Origin of the sequence: Waltera acetigignens, assembly GCF_025567015.1 — a bacterium.
GTDB lineage: Bacteria > Bacillota > Clostridia > Lachnospirales > Lachnospiraceae > Acetatifactor > Acetatifactor acetigignens.
This window is the reverse complement of the sequence record NZ_JAOQJO010000003.1, coordinates 276,283-296,098: the sequence shown is the minus strand read 5'-3', so window position 1 is coordinate 296,098 and position 19,816 is coordinate 276,283. Positions and strand designations below refer to the sequence as shown.

The following is a 19,816-nucleotide window of genomic DNA, read 5'->3' as shown; positions in this document are numbered from 1 at the left end:
CGACATATTTCATAACCGCCGCAGTGCGATCCCTGCGGAGCATTTTTAATTCATAGGAAGAAATTTCCTATGAATTAAAAATGCTTCTGTCGTTTGTATTACACCGGCAGAAGCTTTTGGATTATTTGGATGTTACGCTATTTAATTGTTTTTCCTCTTCTCTCTTTTGGCTGATGGCTAGTATCTCTTCGTTCAGAGACAGCATCCTCGCATCCAGATCAGACACCATTCTCGCACACTCCACCAGTTCATTTTTAATGCTCTCCGGAGCATCGCCCTCGAATTTGTAATGGATCTTATGCTCCAGGCTGGCCCAGAAGTCCATGGCAACCGTCCGGATCTGTATCTCCACCTTCGTATCCACCGTGCGGTCCGACAGATAGACCGGAATACTGACGATCATATGATAGCTTTTATAGCCACTGGCTTTGGGATACGTAATGTAATCCTTCACCGCGATCACCTGAATATCCTTCTGATCCCGGATCATATCCGCAATGCGGTAAATGTCCGATGTAAAGGAACAGATGATGCGGATGCCAGCAATATCGTTTATGTATTTTACCATGTTATCTATGGTGGATTCCTGCCCGTAGCGTTTGAGCTTTTTCACAATGCTTTCCGGGGTCTTGATCCGTGCCTTGATGTGTTCGATGGGATTGTACTGGTGTACATGCTGAAACTCGTCGTTCAGAATCTGCATCTTTGTCTCCATCTGACGCAGTGCGGCGCTGTATACCAGCGTGACCTCCTTCCAGCTGTCGATTCCATCCCCGTTTTCTACCTTAAACTCCATATTACCTCTCAATCTCTTCTGTCACAGAAGGCTCTGCGACCATTTTTCATATTTGTTACTTCCGTAGACGCTTTTTCGTTACGGAAATTCTGCATTCGTACGTTGATATTTATGATAATTATAGCATACCTCCTTTTAAAAATGTATAATTTTAACAAAACCTTTATTATTTTTTAAGATTGATTGGGCAGTTTTATAGTACGCTTTCGCAAACGTGCCGATTCGGCGGACGAAAGCTATCCCATATACAATATAAGATGGATCTGATGGTTGTGTGACTTTTTTTGCTTGCAGGGGAAACCTCTTCCTATTATAATTTATTATTAACGACCAATATGTCTGATTTTTTGCGTAAGGAGATTTTCTATGTTCCGTATGTGGGCCAAAATTTTTAAAAATAATCATATGCTGAAAGACACCTGCATCGAGGACGGCAGTGACGATACCCGTACCCATAAAGTTTTTCACTCTCTGGACGAAGTCTGCCATCAGTTTGATCTCGGTACGCCCATCTGGCTGGATATGAATATTGCAGACTTTAAACGTCACAACAAGACCCGTTTTACCCAGGACAGTTTTGTAGAGTCCATCGATTTTGACTATCTGGAGATCCAGATCATTGAGGAGGATTAAGATGAACAGCAATTATTCCGCACAAGAGAAAAATTTTGCAACCGCATTGCTGCATAATCTGTGGAAATATCTGTTGCTTGCCGCATCTATAGTTGCTACCGTCAAGATTATTTTCTTCGGATTCGACATTGACGAGCAGTATGCCGTATCTATGGCTTACCGTCTGGTACAGGGAGACAGAATGTTTCTGGAAATGTGGGAGCCTCATCAGACTTCCGCGTTCTTTTCTGCTGCCTTTTTATGGCTGTATATGCAGTTGTTTCACACCTTAAAATACTCCGTGCTCTTTCTGCGAATCGTAGGTGTCGTTACACAGTTGCTCATCAGTATTCTGACCTACCGGACTTTCCGTAAGTTTGTAACTGAGAATACTGCTTTTGTCATTGCTGTTTTTTACTACAATATCATTCCCAAGAACAGTACCGTTCCCGATTTTTCCAATATGCTTCTGTGGTTCAGTACTCTGGTCTTCTTAAGCTTTCTGGAATTTAGTCTGAATCGCGGTACCTCTGCACGCCGTCCTGCCTTTTTCCTGATTGCCGCCGGAGTAAGCACTTCCCTTCTTGTGCTTTCTTATCCCACCTGTATTTTCGTGGTACTTCCCGGATGTATCGGTATCTGGCTGTTATCTGCTGCCGGAAACCGTCTGAAAAATCTTCTGATTTATCTCGGGACCTGTGGTGTCTGCGGTCTGGGTTGGTTGGCCTACTTTTTGTGTCATATGTCTTTCCGGCAGTTTCTGGATGGCTTGTCAGAAATGCTGACCGACGGCTCCCACGATGTCGGACTGCTTGGGAAACTAAAAGATAACCTTTCCTGCCTCGGCGAAACCTTTCCTTATCTGCTGGTCGCTCTGGTGATTGCTTTGGTATTCTGGTGTTTTTTCCGATTCATATGCCGGAAAAACTACCGTTTCTTCCTGTTGTTGATTATTTCCCTGATTCTGGAACAGCTTTTTGTATGGTATCGGTTGCAAAAGCATATCGAGTATCCCGGGTTCGTCTATCTTCTGTTCCCGCTGTGGGGCATTTATTGTTATTTCCTCCGTGAAAAGTCTTCTGGCGAATTGGCCCCTGTTTATAAGGCATTGTTCTGGTTTGGAAGTATTACTTCTCTGTTTTTGCTCCTTGCCGCTTTTACAGCCAGCAATACAATGCTCTACGAGTCTGCCGATTATATGGCTATCGGTATGTTGGTTTCTTTATGCTATGCAGAGCGGGAAACATCGGAATCTCCCGTTTTCTGGAAATCTTTTGTCCTGCTGTTTGTGGGACTTGCCGTCATTCACAAAGGATTTCTGTTGTATAATATTTACGGTCACGACACCATTTTCGTCACACGGCAGAAAGCGGAAGAGGGCCCCATGGCAGGAATCTACGGCCGGTATTCCGATGGCTACGAGTATAATATCCGAGGACGTCTGTTAGACGAATTCATTCCCCGGGGCAGCAAAGTACTGATTGCCAGCCATAAGAGCATTATGTATCTTCAGGAGGATTACGTGATCTGCAACTATTCCACCATCAGCACTCCGACCATCGATGAGCGCTTATTCCAATACTGGACGCTCTATCCGGACAAAGTGCCTGAATATATTGTATGGGATAAAGGTTCTGAAGGCTACATTGCAACAAATCCGGAAGTAAATGCCCGTCTGGTAGAGAATGCGGAGTTACTGGTTGATGATGAAGGACTGTTGATCTACAGACTTCCTGCCAATCCTTATTGATACTTTTCTCCCAAATATCTGAATGACTATTGACTTTTCCTTTTTTATGCAGTAGTATTTGCATTGTCAGATGTAGTTTTGAAAACTACATATAAAAGTATTTCAGAATATGTGTTGTTATTTGGAATAGTAAATACTATTGTCGGATAAAATGATCTTAAATAGATTCGATTTGCAGACGGCAGCTGCTGTCGGGAAAAGGAGGAGTTATTATGCAGATTACCATAAGAGAGCCGGGAAGTGCCATTACCCATTTCATTGCCATGATGATGGCAGTGTTCGCAGCTGTGCCACTGTTAGTGAAAGCCGGTGTACAGTCCGGGCAGGAGAATTTCCTGGCCATGGCCATTTTCATGGGCAGCATGATCCTGTTATACGGTGCCAGCGCCACTTATCATTCCGTGGACCTCACCGGTAAAAGTCTCCGGGTCTTCCGGAAGCTGGATCATATGATGATCTTTGTATTGATCGCCGGTTCTTACACGCCGGTGTGTCTCATTGTGTTGGGCGGTAAGCTGGGATATACGCTGCTGGCTCTTGTCTGGGGCATTGCCGCTGTCGGCATGATCGTAAAAGCCTGCTGGATCACCTGTCCCAAGTGGTTTTCCTCTGTGATCTACATTGCCATGGGCTGGGTATGTGTCCTGGTATTCGGGCCTCTGCTGAAAACTCTGTCCACGCCCGCTTTTCTCTGGCTGTTGGCCGGCGGCATCATCTACACCGTGGGCGGTGTCATCTATGCCCTGAAGCTGCCGATCTTCAATGCGAAACATAAGTTCTTCGGCTCCCACGAAGTGTTCCACCTCTTCGTCATGGGCGGAAGCGTATGTCATTTCATTTTTATGTATTTATATGTAGCATAGCTACGAGCCATGCAAAAATAGAGTGGAACACCTCGATGGGCGCTTGCGCACAAGCGAGGCTGGTTCACTCTATTTTTATACCGTGCGTCCCGCCTTATCGGACGCACTTGACAGCCGTCTATTCATAAGATTGGCAGCGTTCTTTGCTGACAATCTTATGAATGGCACGGGGCATTGCGGAGGGTAGTTTCAAATCCACGAACGTCCACAGCAAACGGAACATCCTTCCGCGGTGGGCATCGCGGCATTTATTATAGCCTACGTTACGAAATGCCCTGTAATTTACGTTTTTTCTCTGCTGAGCCCCGGAAGTTTCCGACAAGTGGGGCGTAATCTACATTTTTTCTCTGCTGAGCCCCGGAAGTTTCCGACAAGCGGGGCGTAATTCGTGTTTTTTCTCTGTTGAGCCCCGGAAGTTTCCGACAAGCAGGGCGTAATCCGTGTTTTTTCTCTGTTGAGCCCCGGAAGTTTCCGACAAGCAGGGCGTAATCCGTGTTTTTTCTCTGCTGAGCCCCGGAAGTTTCCGACAAGCGGGGCGTAATTCGTGTTTTTTCTCTGTTGAGCCCCGGAAGTTTCCGACAAGCGGGGCGTAATCAATGTTTTTTCTCTGCTGAGCCCCGGAAGTTTCCGACAAGCGGGGCGTAATTTACATTTTTCTTCTACTTTGTCCCGAAGATAAAACCCTCCGCAATGAGCTACGCTATTCATAAGATTGTCAGCATAAAGCGCTGCCAATCTTATTTCATATCGCGGCGTTCGCCACATCTCGGCATAAGTAAAGACAGCGAATCATGCGCGAGCGCCCATCGCTGTCTTCACTATGCCTATGCGCGGCTCATTGCTCGCGTAACTTTCTATTTACCGAAACTTCCCCGCCCAATATTCGTCTTATTATAATGTGATCACCATAACACTTCACGATTTTGGGAGGGTATCTTTATGAAGAAGGCTATTTTACTATCAACACTGACAACGATTCTTACGCTTTCCTTGGCAGGATGTGGTTCTACCGGGGGCCTGGAGGATTCTGTAGGAGTGCAAAATTCCACGGCCCCCACCGGGCCAATCGCCCCGGTCATCGCGGAAAGCCTCGTTCCTACAGAATGCCCGGAAAGCGGGCCTGCCGACGATCTGGCGATATCCATGGGGAATGAAGCTATCTGTGATCTGGGACCGGTGCAGTTCTCCCTGTCCCTTCCGGAGACCTGGGACTATGAGATCCGCAATTTAACTTTCGCAGGTACCACCACGACCGATGCTATCATCTTCTGGAACATCGCATACCCGGAGGATACTTTTACGCTTATCTATGCTCCCGTCCCGGGAATCTGCGGCACCGGCGTCACCAGCGAGGAGATCACTCTGCCCGACAGCAACTTAAACGGCTGGAAAAATACCGAGATCTACCAGACAGAACAAAAATACTGGATTTACATTACATTATCCAATCCCGATGTCCCTTTACAGGGAAATACCCTACAGCTGGAAGCCACTATTCCGTTAACAGACTGGTACACTCTGGAAACAGATTTCAACCGCATCCTCGAAACCATCCAGCTTCAATATACAAGTTCCGAAGCTCCTGTGACGCAGGATATTCTGATCTTGCCGGAAGAAACGCAATCAACGACTCCAGACATTCTGATCTTGCCGGAAGAAACGCAGTCAACGACTCCAGACATTCTGCCCTTGCCAGAAGAAACGCAGTTCGCTCCCCAAGACAAGTTGCCCTTGTTAGAAGAAAGACAGTCCAACTGTATCGAGCTGGATACGGATTTCGGTGCACCTGTGACTCAGGATATTCTGATCCTGCCAGAACAAACTCAACCTGCAACTCAGGAGAAACTGCCCCTGTTGGAACAAAGGCAGTCCAACTGTATTGAGCTGGATGCAGATTTCAGAGCCCCCGCATCGTAGGATACTCTAATCTTACCGAAAGAATCACATCCTTGTCTCACGACAGCCGCCATCCTTGACCGCCAGATAAGGGAATCTCCACAGATTGCCCACACCCACCGCGCTTCCGGCCGCCGCCAGCACGAAACCGATCTGCCCGGAAAAATTACTTGTTTTCTTTTCCATATGATTCACGCTCCTTAAAACACTTGTGACATGAGGATAGCATATGCTATACTATCAGTAAAACGAATGTTTTTACTTGTATGCATAAGTATTTGTAATGCAATAAGTGCAAGAAAGCCAATCTGCTCGCATAATTGGTGAACGATGAATTTGAAATTCATAAATTTACGGGGTGAAGATCATGAAAGAACAAAAAGACCGTTACGAGATATTTTTAAAAGTATGTGAAACGGGAAGCTTCTCCAAGGCGGCGGAAGCACTGAATTATACCCAGTCCGGCATCAGCCAGATGATGGCGGGACTGGAGGAAGAACTGGGTGTGCAGCTTTTTGCCCGGGTTAAACGGGGTGTCAGCCTCACCGACAACGGTGCCCGCCTCATCCCTTACATTCAGGAAATGGTCAACCAGAAAGACAAGCTGCGCCAGGCCGCCTTCAATATCAACAATAAGATTGAGGGGAAACTGCGGGTCGGTAGTTTTTCCAGCATCACCGCTCTGTGGATGCCGGATGTGGTTCATTTTTTCCGGGAAAATTATCCGAAAGTGGATGTAGAAATTTTTGACGGCAATTATGATGAGATCCGGGACTGGATCATTCACGGGCAGGTGGATTGTGGATTTTTATCCTCCATCGTGGCGGATGATCTGACCTTTTATCCACTGTTGAATGATCCGCTGTGCGCTGTTTTCCCCGATGGACATCCGCTGGCTGCCAAAAACAGCGTCACCCTGCCGGAACTGTTCGAATATCCTCTGATCATCGAGACCCCCGGCTGTGACAACGACATCCAGCATCTGCTGACCAAATGCCCTGTCCGCCCAAAGATCTCTTACAGCTTCCGGGACGATACCCTGATCATGTCCTTCGTCCGGAACGGTCTCGGTGTCACCATCTCTCAGGAACTGGTATTAAAAGCTTTCGCACGGGGTGTGGTCTCCAGACCCTTATCTCCCAGTTGTCACCGTACGCTGGGACTGGCTTTCTCCAAGACCGCCAACTCCGTGGTGTCACAGACGATGCTGCGGTATTTGCAGGAAACGATCCACTGATCCACCCCAGCTCAACTATTCTGCTATTCTACATTATGATAGCTTCCGCAATACGGGCAGCGTCCGGTATATCCTGCTGCCGCCTGATAGGAAGCACCGCAGTTCGGACACTGCACGGCGGTCATGCGAAGCTTGGAAGGATCCACGGGCTTATCGTCCATCAGTTCCTGCTCTCCCGGCAGAATCTCATCCCGGACGGAATCCGGATCCCAGCCGTATTTTCCCTGATATTCGTAGATATCCATGGTCATACCGATGGGATAGGTCGAAGCGCCCTTTTCAAACGCGGTGGGAATCACTGCCTCCCGCTCGATCTGATTCTTGTCAAAATAATGCACGATCACATTCACCGGGAATCTGCCGTTTACCATATACGCCGTATTCTCCACGTAACCGTAGATCTTGGCGGCATATCTGATTCCGTTTTTTACGATGAGTGACTTTTTATGCTGCCCGAATAATACTGCTGCGATAAAACAAATGCCCAGTATCAGGAAAAACAGCGGCAATGCCAGAAATGCCCTCATGGGCCGGAACACCATGCCGATGCTTCCGAATATCATTGTCAGCACTGCGCCGATCCCCGCAAATGCGCCTCCTATGATCAGTAAAATTTTCTGAGCCATGTTCATTTTCATGTCAGTTTCCCGCCCTTCTCCTATTTTTCATGCCAATCTCCATCCAGCAGCCTTCGGCTGGCGGCACAAATAGTAATTTATACCATCTGGACCACCCAGACATTACTCTTCACCATGAGGTAACCAATGATCACCTTGATCAGTTCCGTACCCTGCACCAGAAAATAGATGCTCACGATCCCCAGGCCGGTGAAATGCGCCAGCAGATATGCCGCCGGCACCACGATCACCCAGGTAAATACGGAATCAAACAGGAAAGTCACCACCGTCTTACCACCGGAACGCAGGGTAAAATACGACGCATGGCTGAAGGCGCAGAAGGGCATGATGATGGCCGATACCGCAATAAAACTGGTAGCCAGTTCCCTGATCTCCTCCGTGGTATTGTAAATGCCGGGGAAAAATCCTCCTACCACGAACATTAACACTGCCATGATCACACAGCAGAAGACACTGAATACGATCATCTTATTGTCCGCATCTTTGGCATCCTCCAATTTACCTGCACCCAGATACTGTCCCACCACAATACTGATACAGGAACCCAGCTGAAGATAGACAATATTGAACAGATTCGTGATGGTGGAGGCAATGTTCAGTCCCGCCACCACGTCCAGACCTCTGACAGAATAGCACTGGGTCACCGTTGTCATGCCCGCTGCCCACAGCACCTCGTTCATCATCAGCGGAAATCCCTTGATCAGGATCGCCTTCAATTCCGCAAGCGGAATACCAAAGCTGGTGTAAGCTCCCTCCAGATAGCGGTTTTTTCCCCGATGGATGTGTGCCCAGATCACCACGATCAGTGCCTCAATGTAACGGGCAATAACGGTAGCCAGCGCCGCCCCCTGCACTCCCAGCTCCGGGAAAGGACCGATGCCGAAGATCATCAGATAGTCCAGAATCGCATTAGTACCCACCGCCACAAAGCTGGCCAGCATCGGGATAAAGGTCTGCCCGGTCTCTTTTATATTTGTCGCGTAGGACTGGTTCACCGCAAAAGGGATCAGTCCCACCATCATGATGGCCAGATATTCCAGTCCGTACTGCAGTGCCAAGTCCGTGGCCCCGTTCCCCACCGTATCCGTCAGATACAGGGAGATCAGTGCGGAACCTTTCGTCAGGAACAGAAGGATCGCTCCGCCTGTCACCAACAGCGTGGCATACAGCTTAAACCGAAAGGAATACATATGTCCCTTATGATTGCCCTTTCCGAAATACTGGGCACCGAAGATGCTGGCAGCTGACACAGCTCCGAAAATTGCCAGATTGTATACAAAGATCAGCTGATTCACAATGGCAACGCCGGACATCTGCTCCGTTCCCAGCTGTCCCACCATGATGTTATCCAGAAAGCTTACCAGATTGGTAATGGCATTCTGCAGGATCATGGGAATAGCCAGTAAAAGATACTTCTGGTAAAAATCCCAGTCTCCAATATATTTTTTCTTAAATTTTGCTAACATAATTTCCCTCAATTTTCTAAATAATCCCTACCTACGCTCGATCATCCCGGGACTTTCACTCCCGAAAACCGACCGCTTATAACGGTTCTTCCTGCGGCATGGTGCTGTGTACTTTCTTTCTGACAAAATAGAAACATACCGCCTGCAGCAGGATCGTTGCCAGCCAGGAGGCCGGATAAGATAAAAACAGTACCATCAACGACCGGTGCATTGGGAATACTCCGTAGATCCAGAAGATTCTCGTTCCCACCGTACCGATAATGGACAATATCATAGGTACCGCCGAATGTCCCATGCCCCGCAAGGCTCCCGGAATCAGATCCATGATGCCGCATAAAAAGTAAGTCAACGTCGTATACAGCAGAATCTCCGTTCCACAGGCAATAACGTCCGCATCCGTTGTGTAAATGTGAAGCAGCTGCGGACCGAAGAGATTGGCGCTTCCGCCCAGCGTTACCGCTACGATCACCGACAGGATCATACAATCGATCAGTACCCTGTCCATACGTTTTTTCTTCCCGGCACCGTAGTTCTGACTGGTGAAGCTCATACACGCCTGGGTAATGGAATTCACCGACACGAACAGGAATCCAAAGATATTATTGGCCGCCGTATAGCCTGCCATGGCGATGGAGCCAAAGGAATTCACCGAGGACTGCAGCAGAACATTGGAGAAATTGATGACTACGCTCTGGATCCCCGCCGGAACCCCCACCTGAAAGATCTGCAGCAGGTACTCCCCTTTTATTCCCAGCTTTGAAATCTGCAGCCGGTAACAGCTGTCCGTAGTAAACAGGCACCATAATACCAGCACACAGGAGATCACCTGAGAGATCACTGTAGCAATGGCTACCCCCGCCACACCCATGGAAAAAGCAATGACCAGAAACAGGTTCAATACCGCATTGATGGCTCCGGATATGATCAGGAACAACAGCGGACGCTTCGTGTCTCCCACTGCCCGCAGAACTGCAGCTCCGTAATTGTACAGCATGAAAAAGGGCATGCTGCAGAAATAAATTTTCATATATAATGCCGCCTGATCAATAACATCCGCCGGGGTATCCATCAATTCCAACGCCCCCCGGGTGCAGAACAGCCCTACGAATACCATGACAATACCGCTGATCAATGCAAAGGTCATAGCTGTATGTACTGTCTCGCTCATCTCCCGCTCTTTCCCGGCAGCATAGAATCTGGCGGACAATACATTGGCTCCCAGAGAAACGCCGATAAACAGATTGACGAACATATTGATCAATGCCGTGGTGGAACCTACAGCCGCCAGCGCCTGACTTCCGGTGAACCGTCCCACCACAATGATATCCACTGCATTGAACAGCAGCTGCAAAATGCTGGACACCATCAGGGGCAGTGCAAAGGAGATCAGCTTGTCCATAATCGTGCCGTTGCACATATCTATTTCATATTTGTTTTTCTTCTGTGTTGCTTCCATAATTTCATTTCCTGCAATTCTCTTCCAAATCCCGTTATTTTCCCGCACCGCTCATCCGCATCTGCAGAAGAACCGCTATAACTTATGATTTTATCACATATTTTGCTATATTTCTATTCCCCATTTTAGCTGAAAATATGATATACTATATTTTGAATGTTTTTGGGGGTTCAAAATGAGTATACATCCCACAAATCCTTACAAGAGAACAAAGAGAAAGGAAACTTATCCCTATGAAATATGACGTAATCATTATCGGTGCCGGTCCCGGCGGTATCTTCTCCGCTTATGAACTGGTGCAACAGAATCCCGACCTGAAAATTGCCGTTTTCGAATCCGGTCACCCTCTGGAGAAGCGCCACTGTCCTATCGACGGTGACAAGATCAAGAGTTGCATCAACTGTAAGAGCTGTTCCATCATGAGCGGTTTCGGTGGTGCCGGTGCTTTTTCCGATGGAAAATACAATATCACCAACGCTTTCGGTGGCACTCTCTACGAGTATATCGGCAAGAGTCAGGCCATCGACCTGATGAAATATGTGGATGACATCAACATGAAGTTCGGCGGTGAAGGCACGAAGCTGTATTCCACTGCTGGCACCTCTTTCAAAAAAATCTGCATGCAGAACAAGCTGAACCTGTTAGACGCTTCCGTACGTCACCTGGGTACAGATATCAACTTCATCGTGCTGGAAAATCTGTACGCAGAACTGAAGGATAAAGTGACTTTCTATTTCGATACCCCGGTGAAAACGGTGGAGACCGTTGGTGACGGTTACCGTATCTGCTGCGAAAACGCTTCTTACGACTGCGACAAGTGCATTATTTCCGTAGGCCGCAGCGGCAGCAAATGGATGGAGCAGATCTGTAAAGATCTGGACATCAACACCAAGTCCAACCGCGTGGATATCGGCGTCCGGGTGGAACTGCCCGCAGTCATCTTCTCTCATCTGACCGATGAACTCTATGAGAGCAAGATCGTATACCGCACTGAAAAATTCGAGGATTCCGTGCGTACCTTCTGTATGAATCCCCACGGTATCGTCGTAAATGAGAACACCAACGGCATCGTCACCGTAAACGGCCACAGCTACGAAGGAGCCGACAAGCAGACAGAGAACACCAACTTTGCCCTGCTGGTAGCGAAGCATTTCTCCGAGCCCTTCAAGGACAGCAACGGCTACGGTGAAAGTATCGCCCGTCTCTCCAACATGCTGGGCGGCGGTGTTATCGTACAGCGTTTCGGCGATCTGGTGAGAGGACGCCGCAGTAATGCGAAGCGTATTGCCGAGGGCATGGTAGAGCCTACCCTGTCCGCAACTCCCGGTGATTTAAGCCTGGTACTGCCCAAGCGTATCTTAGACGGTATCATCGAAATGATCTACGCACTGGACAAGATCGCACCCGGTACCGCCAATGACGATACCCTGCTCTACGGTGTGGAAGTCAAATTCTATAATATGGAAGTGGAACTGGACGAACATCTGGAAAGCTGTCACAAGGGCCTGTACATCATCGGTGACGGCAGCGGTGTGACTCATTCCCTGTCCCATGCATCCGCCAGCGGTGTCTATGTCGCAAGGCAGATCGCCAAAGGGGAATAATTACTAATAAAAAGGAAGGTAGATTCTATGGCACAGACAGTTAAGCTCATCTCTGACAGTACCTGTGATCTGTCAAAGGAATTAGTGGAAAAGTATGACATTACCATCCTGCCTCTGCACATTCTGCTGGGCGAGGATGAATACCGCGATGGCGTGGATATTACGCCGGAAGAAATTTTCCGGTGGTCCGATGAAAACAAGACCACGCCCAAGACCTCTGCTCCTTCTCTGACCGAGGCCATGGAAGTCATGCAGCCTTTTGTGGAAGAAGGCCGGGAGATCATCTGTTTCTCCATCTCCGACAGCATGTCCACCTCCGGCAACGTTATGCGGCTTGCTGCAGAAGAACTGGAAGCTTCCGACAAAGTCACCGTCATCAACTCCGCAAACCTGTCCACCGGCATCGGTCTGCAGGTAATACAGGCTGCCATTCTGGCTTCTGAAGGGAAAACAGCCGCAGAGATCACTACTGCCATCGAAGCCATCCGTCCCAAAGTCCGGGCCAGCTTCGTCGTAGATACCCTGACCTACCTTCACCGCGGTGGCAGATGCAGCGCGGTAGCGGCTCTGGCCGGTGGTATGTTAAAGCTTCATCCCCGGATCGTCGTGGTGGATGGTGCCATGGATGCCTCCAAAAAATACCGTGGAAAATTAAGTTCTGTCATCCTCTCCTACACCAGAGACATGGAAGAGGATCTGAAGAATGCCGTTCCCGACAGAGTCTTCATCACCCACTCCGGCTGCGACCGGGAGATTGTGGAAGCGGTTCGTTCCTATCTGGAAAGTCTGGGAATCTTTGACGAGATTCTGGAAACCAGAGCAGGTGGTGTAGTCTCCAGCCATTGTGGTCCCGGCACGTTAGGCGTACTTTTCATTGCTAAATAAAAAATCCGAAGGAGTTTCGTGTGAAAAATTAATTTTTCACACGCAAATTTGTGCCTGCACAAGGTGCCAAGGCACCTGAAAGTTTGCAGGTTACTGAAAGGCATTGGTATTATTATGATCCGTTTTATATTCGTCGTATTATTTGTAGTATTATTCCTGATCCTGTCCACGCCGTTAATGCTGGTGGAATGGATCATCGGTAAATTTAACCCCTGTCTTAAGGACCGCAGTTCCCTGGCCATTGTAAACTGGGCCTTCCGCTGGGTCATCCGTCTTTCCGGCACGAAAGTCATTGCCATCGGGGAAGAGAACATTCCCACCGACACTGCTGTGCTGTACGTCGGCAATCATCGCAGCTTTTTCGATGTGGTGCTGACCTACGTCCGTGTTCCCAGACCTACCGGTTATATTGCGAAAAAAGAAATGTTAAAATGGCCCCTGCTTAACATCTGGATGAAAGATCTTCACTGTCTGTTTCTGGATCGCCAGGACATCAAGGCAGGACTGAAAACCATTCTGCAGGCCATTGAGAAAGCCAAAAACGGGATTTCCATCTGCATCTTCCCGGAGGGCACCCGCAACAAGACCCAGGATACTTTTCTTCCCTTCCACGAGGGCAGTTTCAAGATCGCAGAGAAAGCAAATGTTCCCATTATCCCCATGACTATTGTGAATTCCGCTGCGGTATTTGAAGATCATTTTCCGAAAATAAAAAAGGCCACCGTAGTCATTGAATACGGTAAGCCTATTTATCCGAAGGAACTGGACAAGGAGACCCGCAAGAGCATGGGCACCTATGTACAGAATATTATCTCCGAAACTTATTTCAAAAACAAAGAACTGATCTGATCTTTCTAATGTCTATCCGCGAGGGAGACCTGCTGGGCTATCAGTAACAGATAATCCGCAGCGTCTCCCTCTTCGGGATAATAACTCACCGAATCCCGGTTCCGTCCCATCAGGTAATGCAGAAAATCCTCTAAAATCTCCGTGTACTGATAACTGTATAACACATAATTAGCACAGGACAATTCTTCTGCCCGCTTCAGAAGATCCTCGGTTCCATTGTTGACATTCATTACGGCATCGATCATGTTATGGGAACGTTTGGCCAGCTCCTCGCCCCGATTCCGGATGCTTTCCATGAATACAGTGCACAGGTCCACATCCACCGGCTGTCTGGTGGCCAGATACGTCATGGAGCCATACAGATAGGCCGTTTCTTCCAGATAACTGGTATTGTCCTCGAAAAAGTCCTTATACTCCAGGATCTGATTGCGGTAAGTGTAGAGTCCCGCCGCCCGGTAAAGCTCCGTCAGCGCCATGAATTTCTCCGCATCTCTGCCGGATGTCGACATCAGCTTGGTGTACACCGACGACGCATGCTGCAGACATTGTGTGGCATATTGCACATCATATTTCTGGTACAGATAACTGAATTTTGCCATCACCGCCACGTAACACATGTTCTCCGGTTCCGGCTTTTCTGTGTCGTTGGCCGTTTTTTCCAGCCAGTCGGCAATAGATTCCAGCAGATCCGGGATATCATTGCCATTATCATCCGCAAGCACCTGCGGATACCACTCACAGGCCTCCAACAAAGTGATGATCTCATCCTCGGTAATACTGCGATCCTGACATCTGTCATGAACATCCGTGCACAACGCTTCCAACAGTTCCTGATAGTGGTCTTCTTTCAGAGAAAATGTCAGGGATCTTCCCACATTGTCACACTCCAGATAGAACTCACCTTCCCCGGTATAGTCCGTGAAATCCGCTGTTCCGATGTACAGAGACAGCTCCCCGTTGTAATCTGTCTGCTTTACCGTGCCTTCATAGACCGTCTCTCCGGTCTCCCGGTCCACCAGCCGGAAAGTCTCTACCGGCTGTCTGCCCTTCACCACTGCCTGTTTTTCACCGACCGCGGCATACCCCTGCTGATCCACCAGCACATTGGGTGTCAGCGTAGGCACTGTATAGTTGATGACCGGTGTGTTTTCCATGCCGGTCATACTTATGCTTACATGCCCTGTCTCTGCCGTTGCCTGCCCGCAGGCGTTCATACCTATACTGTTAAATAGTAATAGCAGGGACAGGATCCCTGCACTTTTCCTGCTGTATCTCAAAATATTCCTCCGGTCATTCCCTGGGGACATTACAGTACACGATCTCCCCGTTGATAATAGTATAAAGGGTTCGTGTGAAAATTTCCATAGGATTTCCGTCGAAAATGGCAATGTCTGCATCTTTCCCCACTTCCAGGCTGCCAATGCGGTCTGCCACGCCACAGATTTTCGCAGGATAAATGGTGATGGCCCGGAAACCTTCCTCCATTGGAAGTCCCGCTTTTACCGCAAGTCCGGCACACAACGGCAGTGTCTGGATCTGTGACACCGGATGATCCGTGGTGATGGCGACCATCACACCGGCCCGGTTCAGCACTCCGGCGGTCTTAAAAGACATGTTCTGCACCTCGATCTTGTTCCGGCTGGTAAGATCCGGTCCCACAATGGCCGGAAATCCTTCCTTCGCCAGTTCTTCCGCCACCAGATGACCTTCCGAGCAATGATCCATCGTCATTTTTATACCGAATTCTTTTGCAATGCGGATTGCTGTGAAAATATCGTCCACCCGGTGGACATGGGCTTTTAACGGGATGTCTCCCCGCAGTACCGGAAGATAGCACTCTTTTTCAAAATCCGGTGCAAAATACTCTCCCTTCTCCGCCGCTTCCTGCTTTTGCCGCAGATATTCTCTGCTCTCCCAGAGTTCCCTGCGCAGCATGGCGGCGATGGCCATACGAGTGACAGGACTTTTGTTCTGCCCGGAATAATTGACCTTGGGGTTCTCTCCAAAGGCCACCTTCATGGCCGCCGGTGATTTCAGGATCAGGTCGTCGATCCGGCGCCCCTTAGTCTTTACCATGGCAAACTGGCCGCCCACCACATTAGAGCTTCCGGGTCCGATCATGGCTGCAGTAATTCCGGCCCGCACCGCATCATCAAAGGCTGCATCCATGGGATTAATACCATCGATAGCCCGCAGAGTCGGTGTCAGGGGATCCACTGTCTCATTACAGTCATCCCCTTCCGTGCTGTTTTTTTCTTCCATGATACCCATATGGCAGTGTGCCTCAATGATGCCCGGCATGATCAGCGCATTTTTCGCGATCACTACCTGCTCTCCTTCTTCCGGCTGTAACTTCACCTCACCTCTGGCACCTACCTGTGCAATTTTCCCGTTTCTTATCTGCAGGATCCCTTCGGGGATCTCTCTGCCCGCCATGGTCAGGATCCTGCCTCCTACAATATACATCAGCGGAACAATGCCTCCCCGTTCACCGGTTCCCCGTTGTGGGTCAGAGCAAAGTATACGTTGCTTCCTTCGGCGCTGTAGTATTTCGTGGGCGCTGCCACACTGCCGATGGTGTCGCCGGGATTCACATAGGAGTTCTCTTTCACTGTGATCTCCGTCAGCTGTCCATAAGTGGCCTCATAGCCGTCACCCAGATCCAGGGTCACCGCCTTGCCGATCTCCTCATTTTCGAAGATCGAAGTCACTTTTCCCTGCGCACAGGCGGTCACTGCCGTACCTTCTTCCGCGGAAAAAATGGTGGCGGGATTGTATTTATACTGATCCAGTGTAGCAAAATAAGTGCTCTTGTCCATAGAGTAATGCATCAGAATATCACTCTGCACCGGTTGCTGTAATCCGTCGCTTTCTGCAAAGTGCAGTGTCTTCTCAACGACCACATCCCCGCCTGCTGTCTGCTTTCCCCCGGTCTCTTCCTTTTGTCGGTCGGCATCGGAATTCTGCTGCTCTTTCTGTGCGGCCTCCAGCAGGGTCTCCTGATCCGTCAGCCCCGGAATCTCTACGTTGCCGGAGCCTACCTCCTGGGGCATATAGTCCAGATCATCCTCGGTGACAGGAGTTCCCGCGATCTCATTTCCCGCTGTATTATTTGCCGTCAGTCCGGGGATGTTCTCGTCCTCCTTCAGAAGATGTTCGTCGTTATTCTCCGTGATCTCCTGTAATTTGTCATCCGCATTGTTGGGAAGCGCAGTGAAGTCCAAGGTATAACCATCATCCCTGGACTCCACATTCTGCCCCTTCATATAGACCCCTGTCATGGTCAATGCTGCCAGTACAAAGGCTGAAGAGGCTAACATTATAATACGTTCTTTGTTAATACCGCTCTTTTTATTTCTTCTCATATCCTATCCGCATCCTTCCTGTTCCCTGAGTCAACTGCCTGCTATACAATCGTTTCAACCACTTTCCCTGGTTTATCCTATAGTCTTGCCCGATTCATGGGTTTTATTCAGAATGTCTTCGATATGAAATTTGCATTTATTTGGAACTATTCAGAGCCATGTAAATAGCGTCGAATGTTTGCATTCGTAAGAACATTTGATGCTATTTATAGGGCGAAGTAACTGAATAGTTATATTTATTCTATGCCTGTGCGGCATAGGCAGCCATATCCACGTGCTGTACCGTACCCACATTTCCGTTTTCGTATAAGAAAATACCGGTCTTGCGGACCACAGCATTGGTCGCATTGGCATTGGTAGTGCCGTCCTGAGCCTTACGGTCTCCCTGCAGGGTAAAATCCGTAGAAACGTTTTGCAGACAGATAGCACCGACACCCTTGTCAGAAAGTTTGTACAGTACGTCGTTGCCGTTTTCATCCTTGCACCAGATTTTTAATTTTGACCAGATGGAATCGTTCTCATCGATCCAGCCGTTGCCATCCTCATCATACTGCGCCAGATCTGTAAAGCCATCCCCATTCCGGGTGCCGAACAGCTCACTGCCGTCGTTGATAGTGCCGTCACCGTTCTTGTCCAGTGCCAGATAGCCGCTGCCATTCAGCACGGAGATCTCTTCTTCCTTGCCATCGGCATCCAGATCAAAATAAAAGGTCTGATCCGACACTTCTGCCACATCAGTATCCAGGTTGATCACCAGCGGATCATGGAGCGTGAATTCTGCTACATTGAGTTGCTCTTTGTAGTATTCCTCGCATCTGCGGCTCATATTTACATTTACATTAAAATTGATCTCTCTGCCATCCTTGGTCCGTACGCTTCCCACGGTGGAAAAACTGGTATCCTCCTGTTCTATGTTCCAGGTCTCGCTCACATAGTTCAATATTTTCACACGGGACGTGACCAGATTGAACACGTCTGACGCAGGTGTTGCGGTTCCCTGTGTGCTGCCGGAATTCGTCTGGGTATTATTTACGCTATTCCCTGTATTCCAGCTGTTTCCGGTCTGATTACCGCTGCTCCATCCGTTTTCCTGCATCCAGTCCCGCAAAGTGCTGTTCCTGGACGGGAATAATAAATCAAAAATATAACGCACCGTATATTCCCGGATGGTAGACAATGTCTGTTCACTGGCACTGCTTCGCATATCCCATCTGGCAGAAGATACCAGCAAACGACTCTGCCAGTCTTTGGCTGTCATCGTGGTGTTCTCTGCAGTGTTCTCCTGTTCCTCCGTGTTCTGTGTGGTATCCTCACCATTCGGTGTCTTCTGTCCCTTAGTGGATACATCTGTCAGACCTGCCTGATAATCCGTTATCTCAAATCGTCTGACGCTTGTCTTAGAAGCGTGATAGCTTCTGGCGGAATCCATTCCTATGCTTGCGGAATCAATTCTCAAATCTGTAATTTTCTCCTTTCCCCGACCTCACCACGAACCAACAGGGCGCGCTTCCTGTAACGTTTAACAGTTCACCGCCGCATGTATTCATAAAAGCGCCTGCTCCGCAGTCGACGCCGCTAAGCGGCTCATCTTTTATTTCATACATGCGGCGCTCCGCTCATGCAATATCATATGTTCTGCTTTGTGTGCCAGCATCCACGCAGAACATATGATATTGCATGGCTGAACTGTTAAACTAAAAAAAGATGGTAAAGAAACAGAATACATATAATATGCCTCTGTCTGATTACCATCCGTGGTGTCATTATCAAACTGTAAAAAATAAGTAGCAGGAAGTGACTGGCCTTGTCACCTCTCTACTACTTATATCGTCCGCTATGGACATTTTATTTAGTGTTAATTTACTGCTGTTTGGGCTGAGTGGGAGCGCCAGGGGTTCCGGGTGCGGGAGGCACCGGTCTGCCGGCTGCTTTCAGCTTTGCTGCGATCATGCTGGCTACCATTTCTCTGGTCACCACGATGTTGCCACCGAAGGGATTGATCACGAATCCCAGCGCCGGGCTGATATTGCCCTGTGCATCTTTGCGCAGCAGCATTCCCGCATAATCGTCAAAGTTCATGGCGAAAGTCTGCTGATTCTCCTCATCTCTCCACCTTTTTAGCTCTGTCCAGTCAGTGAACGCCATGAAGAACTTCCGACCGTCCTCGGTGGACAGCATCGGGAACTGTACTTTGGCATCTCTTGCGATGGTCACCCGGCCGTTTTCATCGGGCACAGGCACCGGATCGATCACGACCGGAGACAGGAACTTTGCTTTCTGCAGTTCATCCAGGAACATCTGTCTGTGTTCTGGGGTGTCCTCTGCTTTTAATAATTCAATGGATCCCACCATCATGGGGTTGGATACCGGTTTGTTAAATTCCATATTTTTTCTCCTTA

17 protein-coding genes and 1 pseudogene are annotated in these 19,816 nt (G+C 48.7%); 8 read left to right on the top strand and 10 right to left on the bottom strand.

The window, feature by feature from the left end; genetic code table 11:
* Window positions 1–121 precede the first annotated feature (121 nt).
* Window positions 122–796 carry a GTP pyrophosphokinase gene (locus OCV96_RS05595; RefSeq protein WP_022312527.1) on the bottom strand — a complete coding sequence of 225 codons (675 nt, stop codon included), beginning with the start codon at window positions 794–796 and terminating at the stop codon, window positions 122–124.
* A 366-nt stretch (window positions 797–1,162) separates the two neighbouring features.
* Here OCV96_RS05595 and OCV96_RS05590 point away from each other — a divergent pair, with 366 nt between their 5' ends.
* From OCV96_RS05590 to OCV96_RS05575, 4 genes are all read left to right on the top strand, one after another.
* Complete coding sequence (locus tag OCV96_RS05590) at window positions 1,163–1,429, top strand: hypothetical protein (protein WP_022312526.1); 267 nt, start codon at window positions 1,163–1,165, stop codon at window positions 1,427–1,429.
* 1 nt (window position 1,430) lies between these two features.
* The gene (locus OCV96_RS05585; protein WP_262593757.1) at window positions 1,431–3,158 is read left to right on the top strand and encodes a glycosyltransferase family 39 protein; all 1,728 of its coding nucleotides are present in this window, start codon (window positions 1,431–1,433) and stop codon (window positions 3,156–3,158) included.
* A 212-nt stretch (window positions 3,159–3,370) separates the two neighbouring features.
* On the top strand, window positions 3,371–4,021 hold the full coding sequence (trhA, locus tag OCV96_RS05580) for a PAQR family membrane homeostasis protein TrhA (protein WP_172594694.1): 651 nt from the start codon (window positions 3,371–3,373) through the stop codon (window positions 4,019–4,021).
* Window positions 4,022–4,960: 939 nt separating this feature from the next.
* The gene (locus tag OCV96_RS05575) at window positions 4,961–5,938 is read left to right on the top strand and encodes a hypothetical protein (RefSeq protein ID WP_262593754.1); all 978 of its coding nucleotides are present in this window, start codon (window positions 4,961–4,963) and stop codon (window positions 5,936–5,938) included.
* 45 nt (window positions 5,939–5,983) lie between these two features.
* On the opposite strand, the pseudogene OCV96_RS05570 reads toward OCV96_RS05575, so the two are convergent.
* Window positions 5,984–6,103: pseudogene (locus OCV96_RS05570) on the bottom strand (hypothetical protein); the annotation flags it as partial.
* A 181-nt stretch (window positions 6,104–6,284) separates the two neighbouring features.
* On the opposite strand from OCV96_RS05570, the gene OCV96_RS05565 reads away from it, so the two are divergent.
* Entirely contained in the window at window positions 6,285–7,154 is an 870-nt protein-coding gene (locus tag OCV96_RS05565) for a LysR family transcriptional regulator (protein ID WP_262593753.1), read from the top strand.
* Window positions 7,155–7,177: 23 nt separating this feature from the next.
* On the opposite strand, the gene OCV96_RS05560 is transcribed toward OCV96_RS05565, so the two are convergent.
* The 3 genes from OCV96_RS05560 to OCV96_RS05550 form a co-directional block, all read right to left on the bottom strand.
* Window positions 7,178–7,792, bottom strand: coding sequence for a TFIIB-type zinc ribbon-containing protein (locus OCV96_RS05560; RefSeq protein WP_262593752.1), 615 nt, complete (start codon window positions 7,790–7,792; stop codon window positions 7,178–7,180).
* A gap of 77 nt (window positions 7,793–7,869) precedes the next feature.
* Window positions 7,870–9,258 carry an MATE family efflux transporter gene (locus tag OCV96_RS05555; RefSeq protein ID WP_262593751.1) on the bottom strand — a complete coding sequence of 463 codons (1,389 nt, stop codon included), beginning with the start codon at window positions 9,256–9,258 and terminating at the stop codon, window positions 7,870–7,872.
* Between the two features lie 76 nt (window positions 9,259–9,334).
* Entirely contained in the window at window positions 9,335–10,714 is a 1,380-nt protein-coding gene (locus OCV96_RS05550; protein WP_262593750.1) for an MATE family efflux transporter, read from the bottom strand.
* A gap of 233 nt (window positions 10,715–10,947) precedes the next feature.
* Here OCV96_RS05550 and OCV96_RS05545 point away from each other — a divergent pair, with 233 nt between their 5' ends.
* The 3 genes from OCV96_RS05545 (at window position 10,948) to OCV96_RS05535 (ending at window position 14,052) form a co-directional block, all read left to right on the top strand.
* Entirely contained in the window at window positions 10,948–12,318 is a 1,371-nt protein-coding gene (locus tag OCV96_RS05545) for an NAD(P)/FAD-dependent oxidoreductase (RefSeq protein ID WP_118730651.1), read from the top strand.
* Between the two features lie 27 nt (window positions 12,319–12,345).
* Window positions 12,346–13,203 carry a DegV family protein gene (locus tag OCV96_RS05540; RefSeq protein WP_262593748.1) on the top strand — a complete coding sequence of 286 codons (858 nt, stop codon included), beginning with the start codon at window positions 12,346–12,348 and terminating at the stop codon, window positions 13,201–13,203.
* Between the two features lie 114 nt (window positions 13,204–13,317).
* Window positions 13,318–14,052, top strand: coding sequence for a lysophospholipid acyltransferase family protein (locus OCV96_RS05535; RefSeq protein ID WP_262593747.1), 735 nt, complete (start codon window positions 13,318–13,320; stop codon window positions 14,050–14,052).
* Between the two features lie 5 nt (window positions 14,053–14,057).
* Here the strand turns inward: OCV96_RS05535 and OCV96_RS05530 are convergent, their stop codons facing one another.
* The 5 genes from OCV96_RS05530 to OCV96_RS05510 form a co-directional block, all read right to left on the bottom strand.
* On the bottom strand, window positions 14,058–15,329 hold the full coding sequence (locus OCV96_RS05530) for a cellulase N-terminal Ig-like domain-containing protein (RefSeq protein WP_022312193.1): 1,272 nt from the start codon (window positions 15,327–15,329) through the stop codon (window positions 14,058–14,060).
* A gap of 13 nt (window positions 15,330–15,342) precedes the next feature.
* On the bottom strand, window positions 15,343–16,518 hold the full coding sequence (locus tag OCV96_RS05525) for an amidohydrolase (RefSeq protein WP_262593746.1): 1,176 nt from the start codon (window positions 16,516–16,518) through the stop codon (window positions 15,343–15,345).
* Window positions 16,518–17,417, bottom strand: a complete 900-nt coding sequence (locus OCV96_RS05520; RefSeq protein WP_262593745.1) for a M23 family metallopeptidase — start codon at window positions 17,415–17,417, stop codon at window positions 16,518–16,520. The genes OCV96_RS05525 and OCV96_RS05520 overlap by 1 nt, the downstream gene beginning before the upstream one ends.
* Window positions 17,418–17,658: 241 nt before the next feature.
* Entirely contained in the window at window positions 17,659–18,873 is a 1,215-nt protein-coding gene (locus OCV96_RS05515; RefSeq protein ID WP_262593744.1) for a hypothetical protein, read from the bottom strand.
* Window positions 18,874–19,277: 404 nt separating this feature from the next.
* Entirely contained in the window at window positions 19,278–19,802 is a 525-nt protein-coding gene (locus tag OCV96_RS05510; protein ID WP_022312198.1) for an SseB family protein, read from the bottom strand.
* Between the last annotated feature and the right edge of the window lie 14 nt (window positions 19,803–19,816).

Excerpts from the sequence above, each read along its gene's own strand:
- OCV96_RS05595 (WP_022312527.1), bottom strand. The coding sequence starts at position 796 with ATGGAGTTTAAGGTAGAAAACGGGGATGGAATCGACAGCTGGAAGGAG.
- OCV96_RS05590 (WP_022312526.1), top strand. The coding sequence starts at position 1,163 with ATGTTCCGTATGTGGGCCAAAATTTTTAAAAATAATCATATGCTGAAA.
- OCV96_RS05585 (WP_262593757.1), top strand. The coding sequence starts at position 1,431 with ATGAACAGCAATTATTCCGCACAAGAGAAAAATTTTGCAACCGCATTG.
- trhA (WP_172594694.1), top strand. The coding sequence starts at position 3,371 with ATGCAGATTACCATAAGAGAGCCGGGAAGTGCCATTACCCATTTCATT.
- OCV96_RS05575 (WP_262593754.1), top strand. The coding sequence starts at position 4,961 with ATGAAGAAGGCTATTTTACTATCAACACTGACAACGATTCTTACGCTT.
- OCV96_RS05565 (WP_262593753.1), top strand. The coding sequence starts at position 6,285 with ATGAAAGAACAAAAAGACCGTTACGAGATATTTTTAAAAGTATGTGAA.
- OCV96_RS05560 (WP_262593752.1), bottom strand. The coding sequence starts at position 7,792 with ATGAAAATGAACATGGCTCAGAAAATTTTACTGATCATAGGAGGCGCA.
- OCV96_RS05555 (WP_262593751.1), bottom strand. The coding sequence starts at position 9,258 with ATGTTAGCAAAATTTAAGAAAAAATATATTGGAGACTGGGATTTTTAC.
- OCV96_RS05550 (WP_262593750.1), bottom strand. The coding sequence starts at position 10,714 with ATGGAAGCAACACAGAAGAAAAACAAATATGAAATAGATATGTGCAAC.
- OCV96_RS05545 (WP_118730651.1), top strand. The coding sequence starts at position 10,948 with ATGAAATATGACGTAATCATTATCGGTGCCGGTCCCGGCGGTATCTTC.
- OCV96_RS05540 (WP_262593748.1), top strand. The coding sequence starts at position 12,346 with ATGGCACAGACAGTTAAGCTCATCTCTGACAGTACCTGTGATCTGTCA.
- OCV96_RS05535 (WP_262593747.1), top strand. The coding sequence starts at position 13,318 with ATGATCCGTTTTATATTCGTCGTATTATTTGTAGTATTATTCCTGATC.
- OCV96_RS05525 (WP_262593746.1), bottom strand. The coding sequence starts at position 16,518 with ATGTATATTGTAGGAGGCAGGATCCTGACCATGGCGGGCAGAGAGATC.
- OCV96_RS05520 (WP_262593745.1), bottom strand. The coding sequence starts at position 17,417 with ATGAGAAGAAATAAAAAGAGCGGTATTAACAAAGAACGTATTATAATG.
- OCV96_RS05510 (WP_022312198.1), bottom strand. The coding sequence starts at position 19,802 with ATGGAATTTAACAAACCGGTATCCAACCCCATGATGGTGGGATCCATT.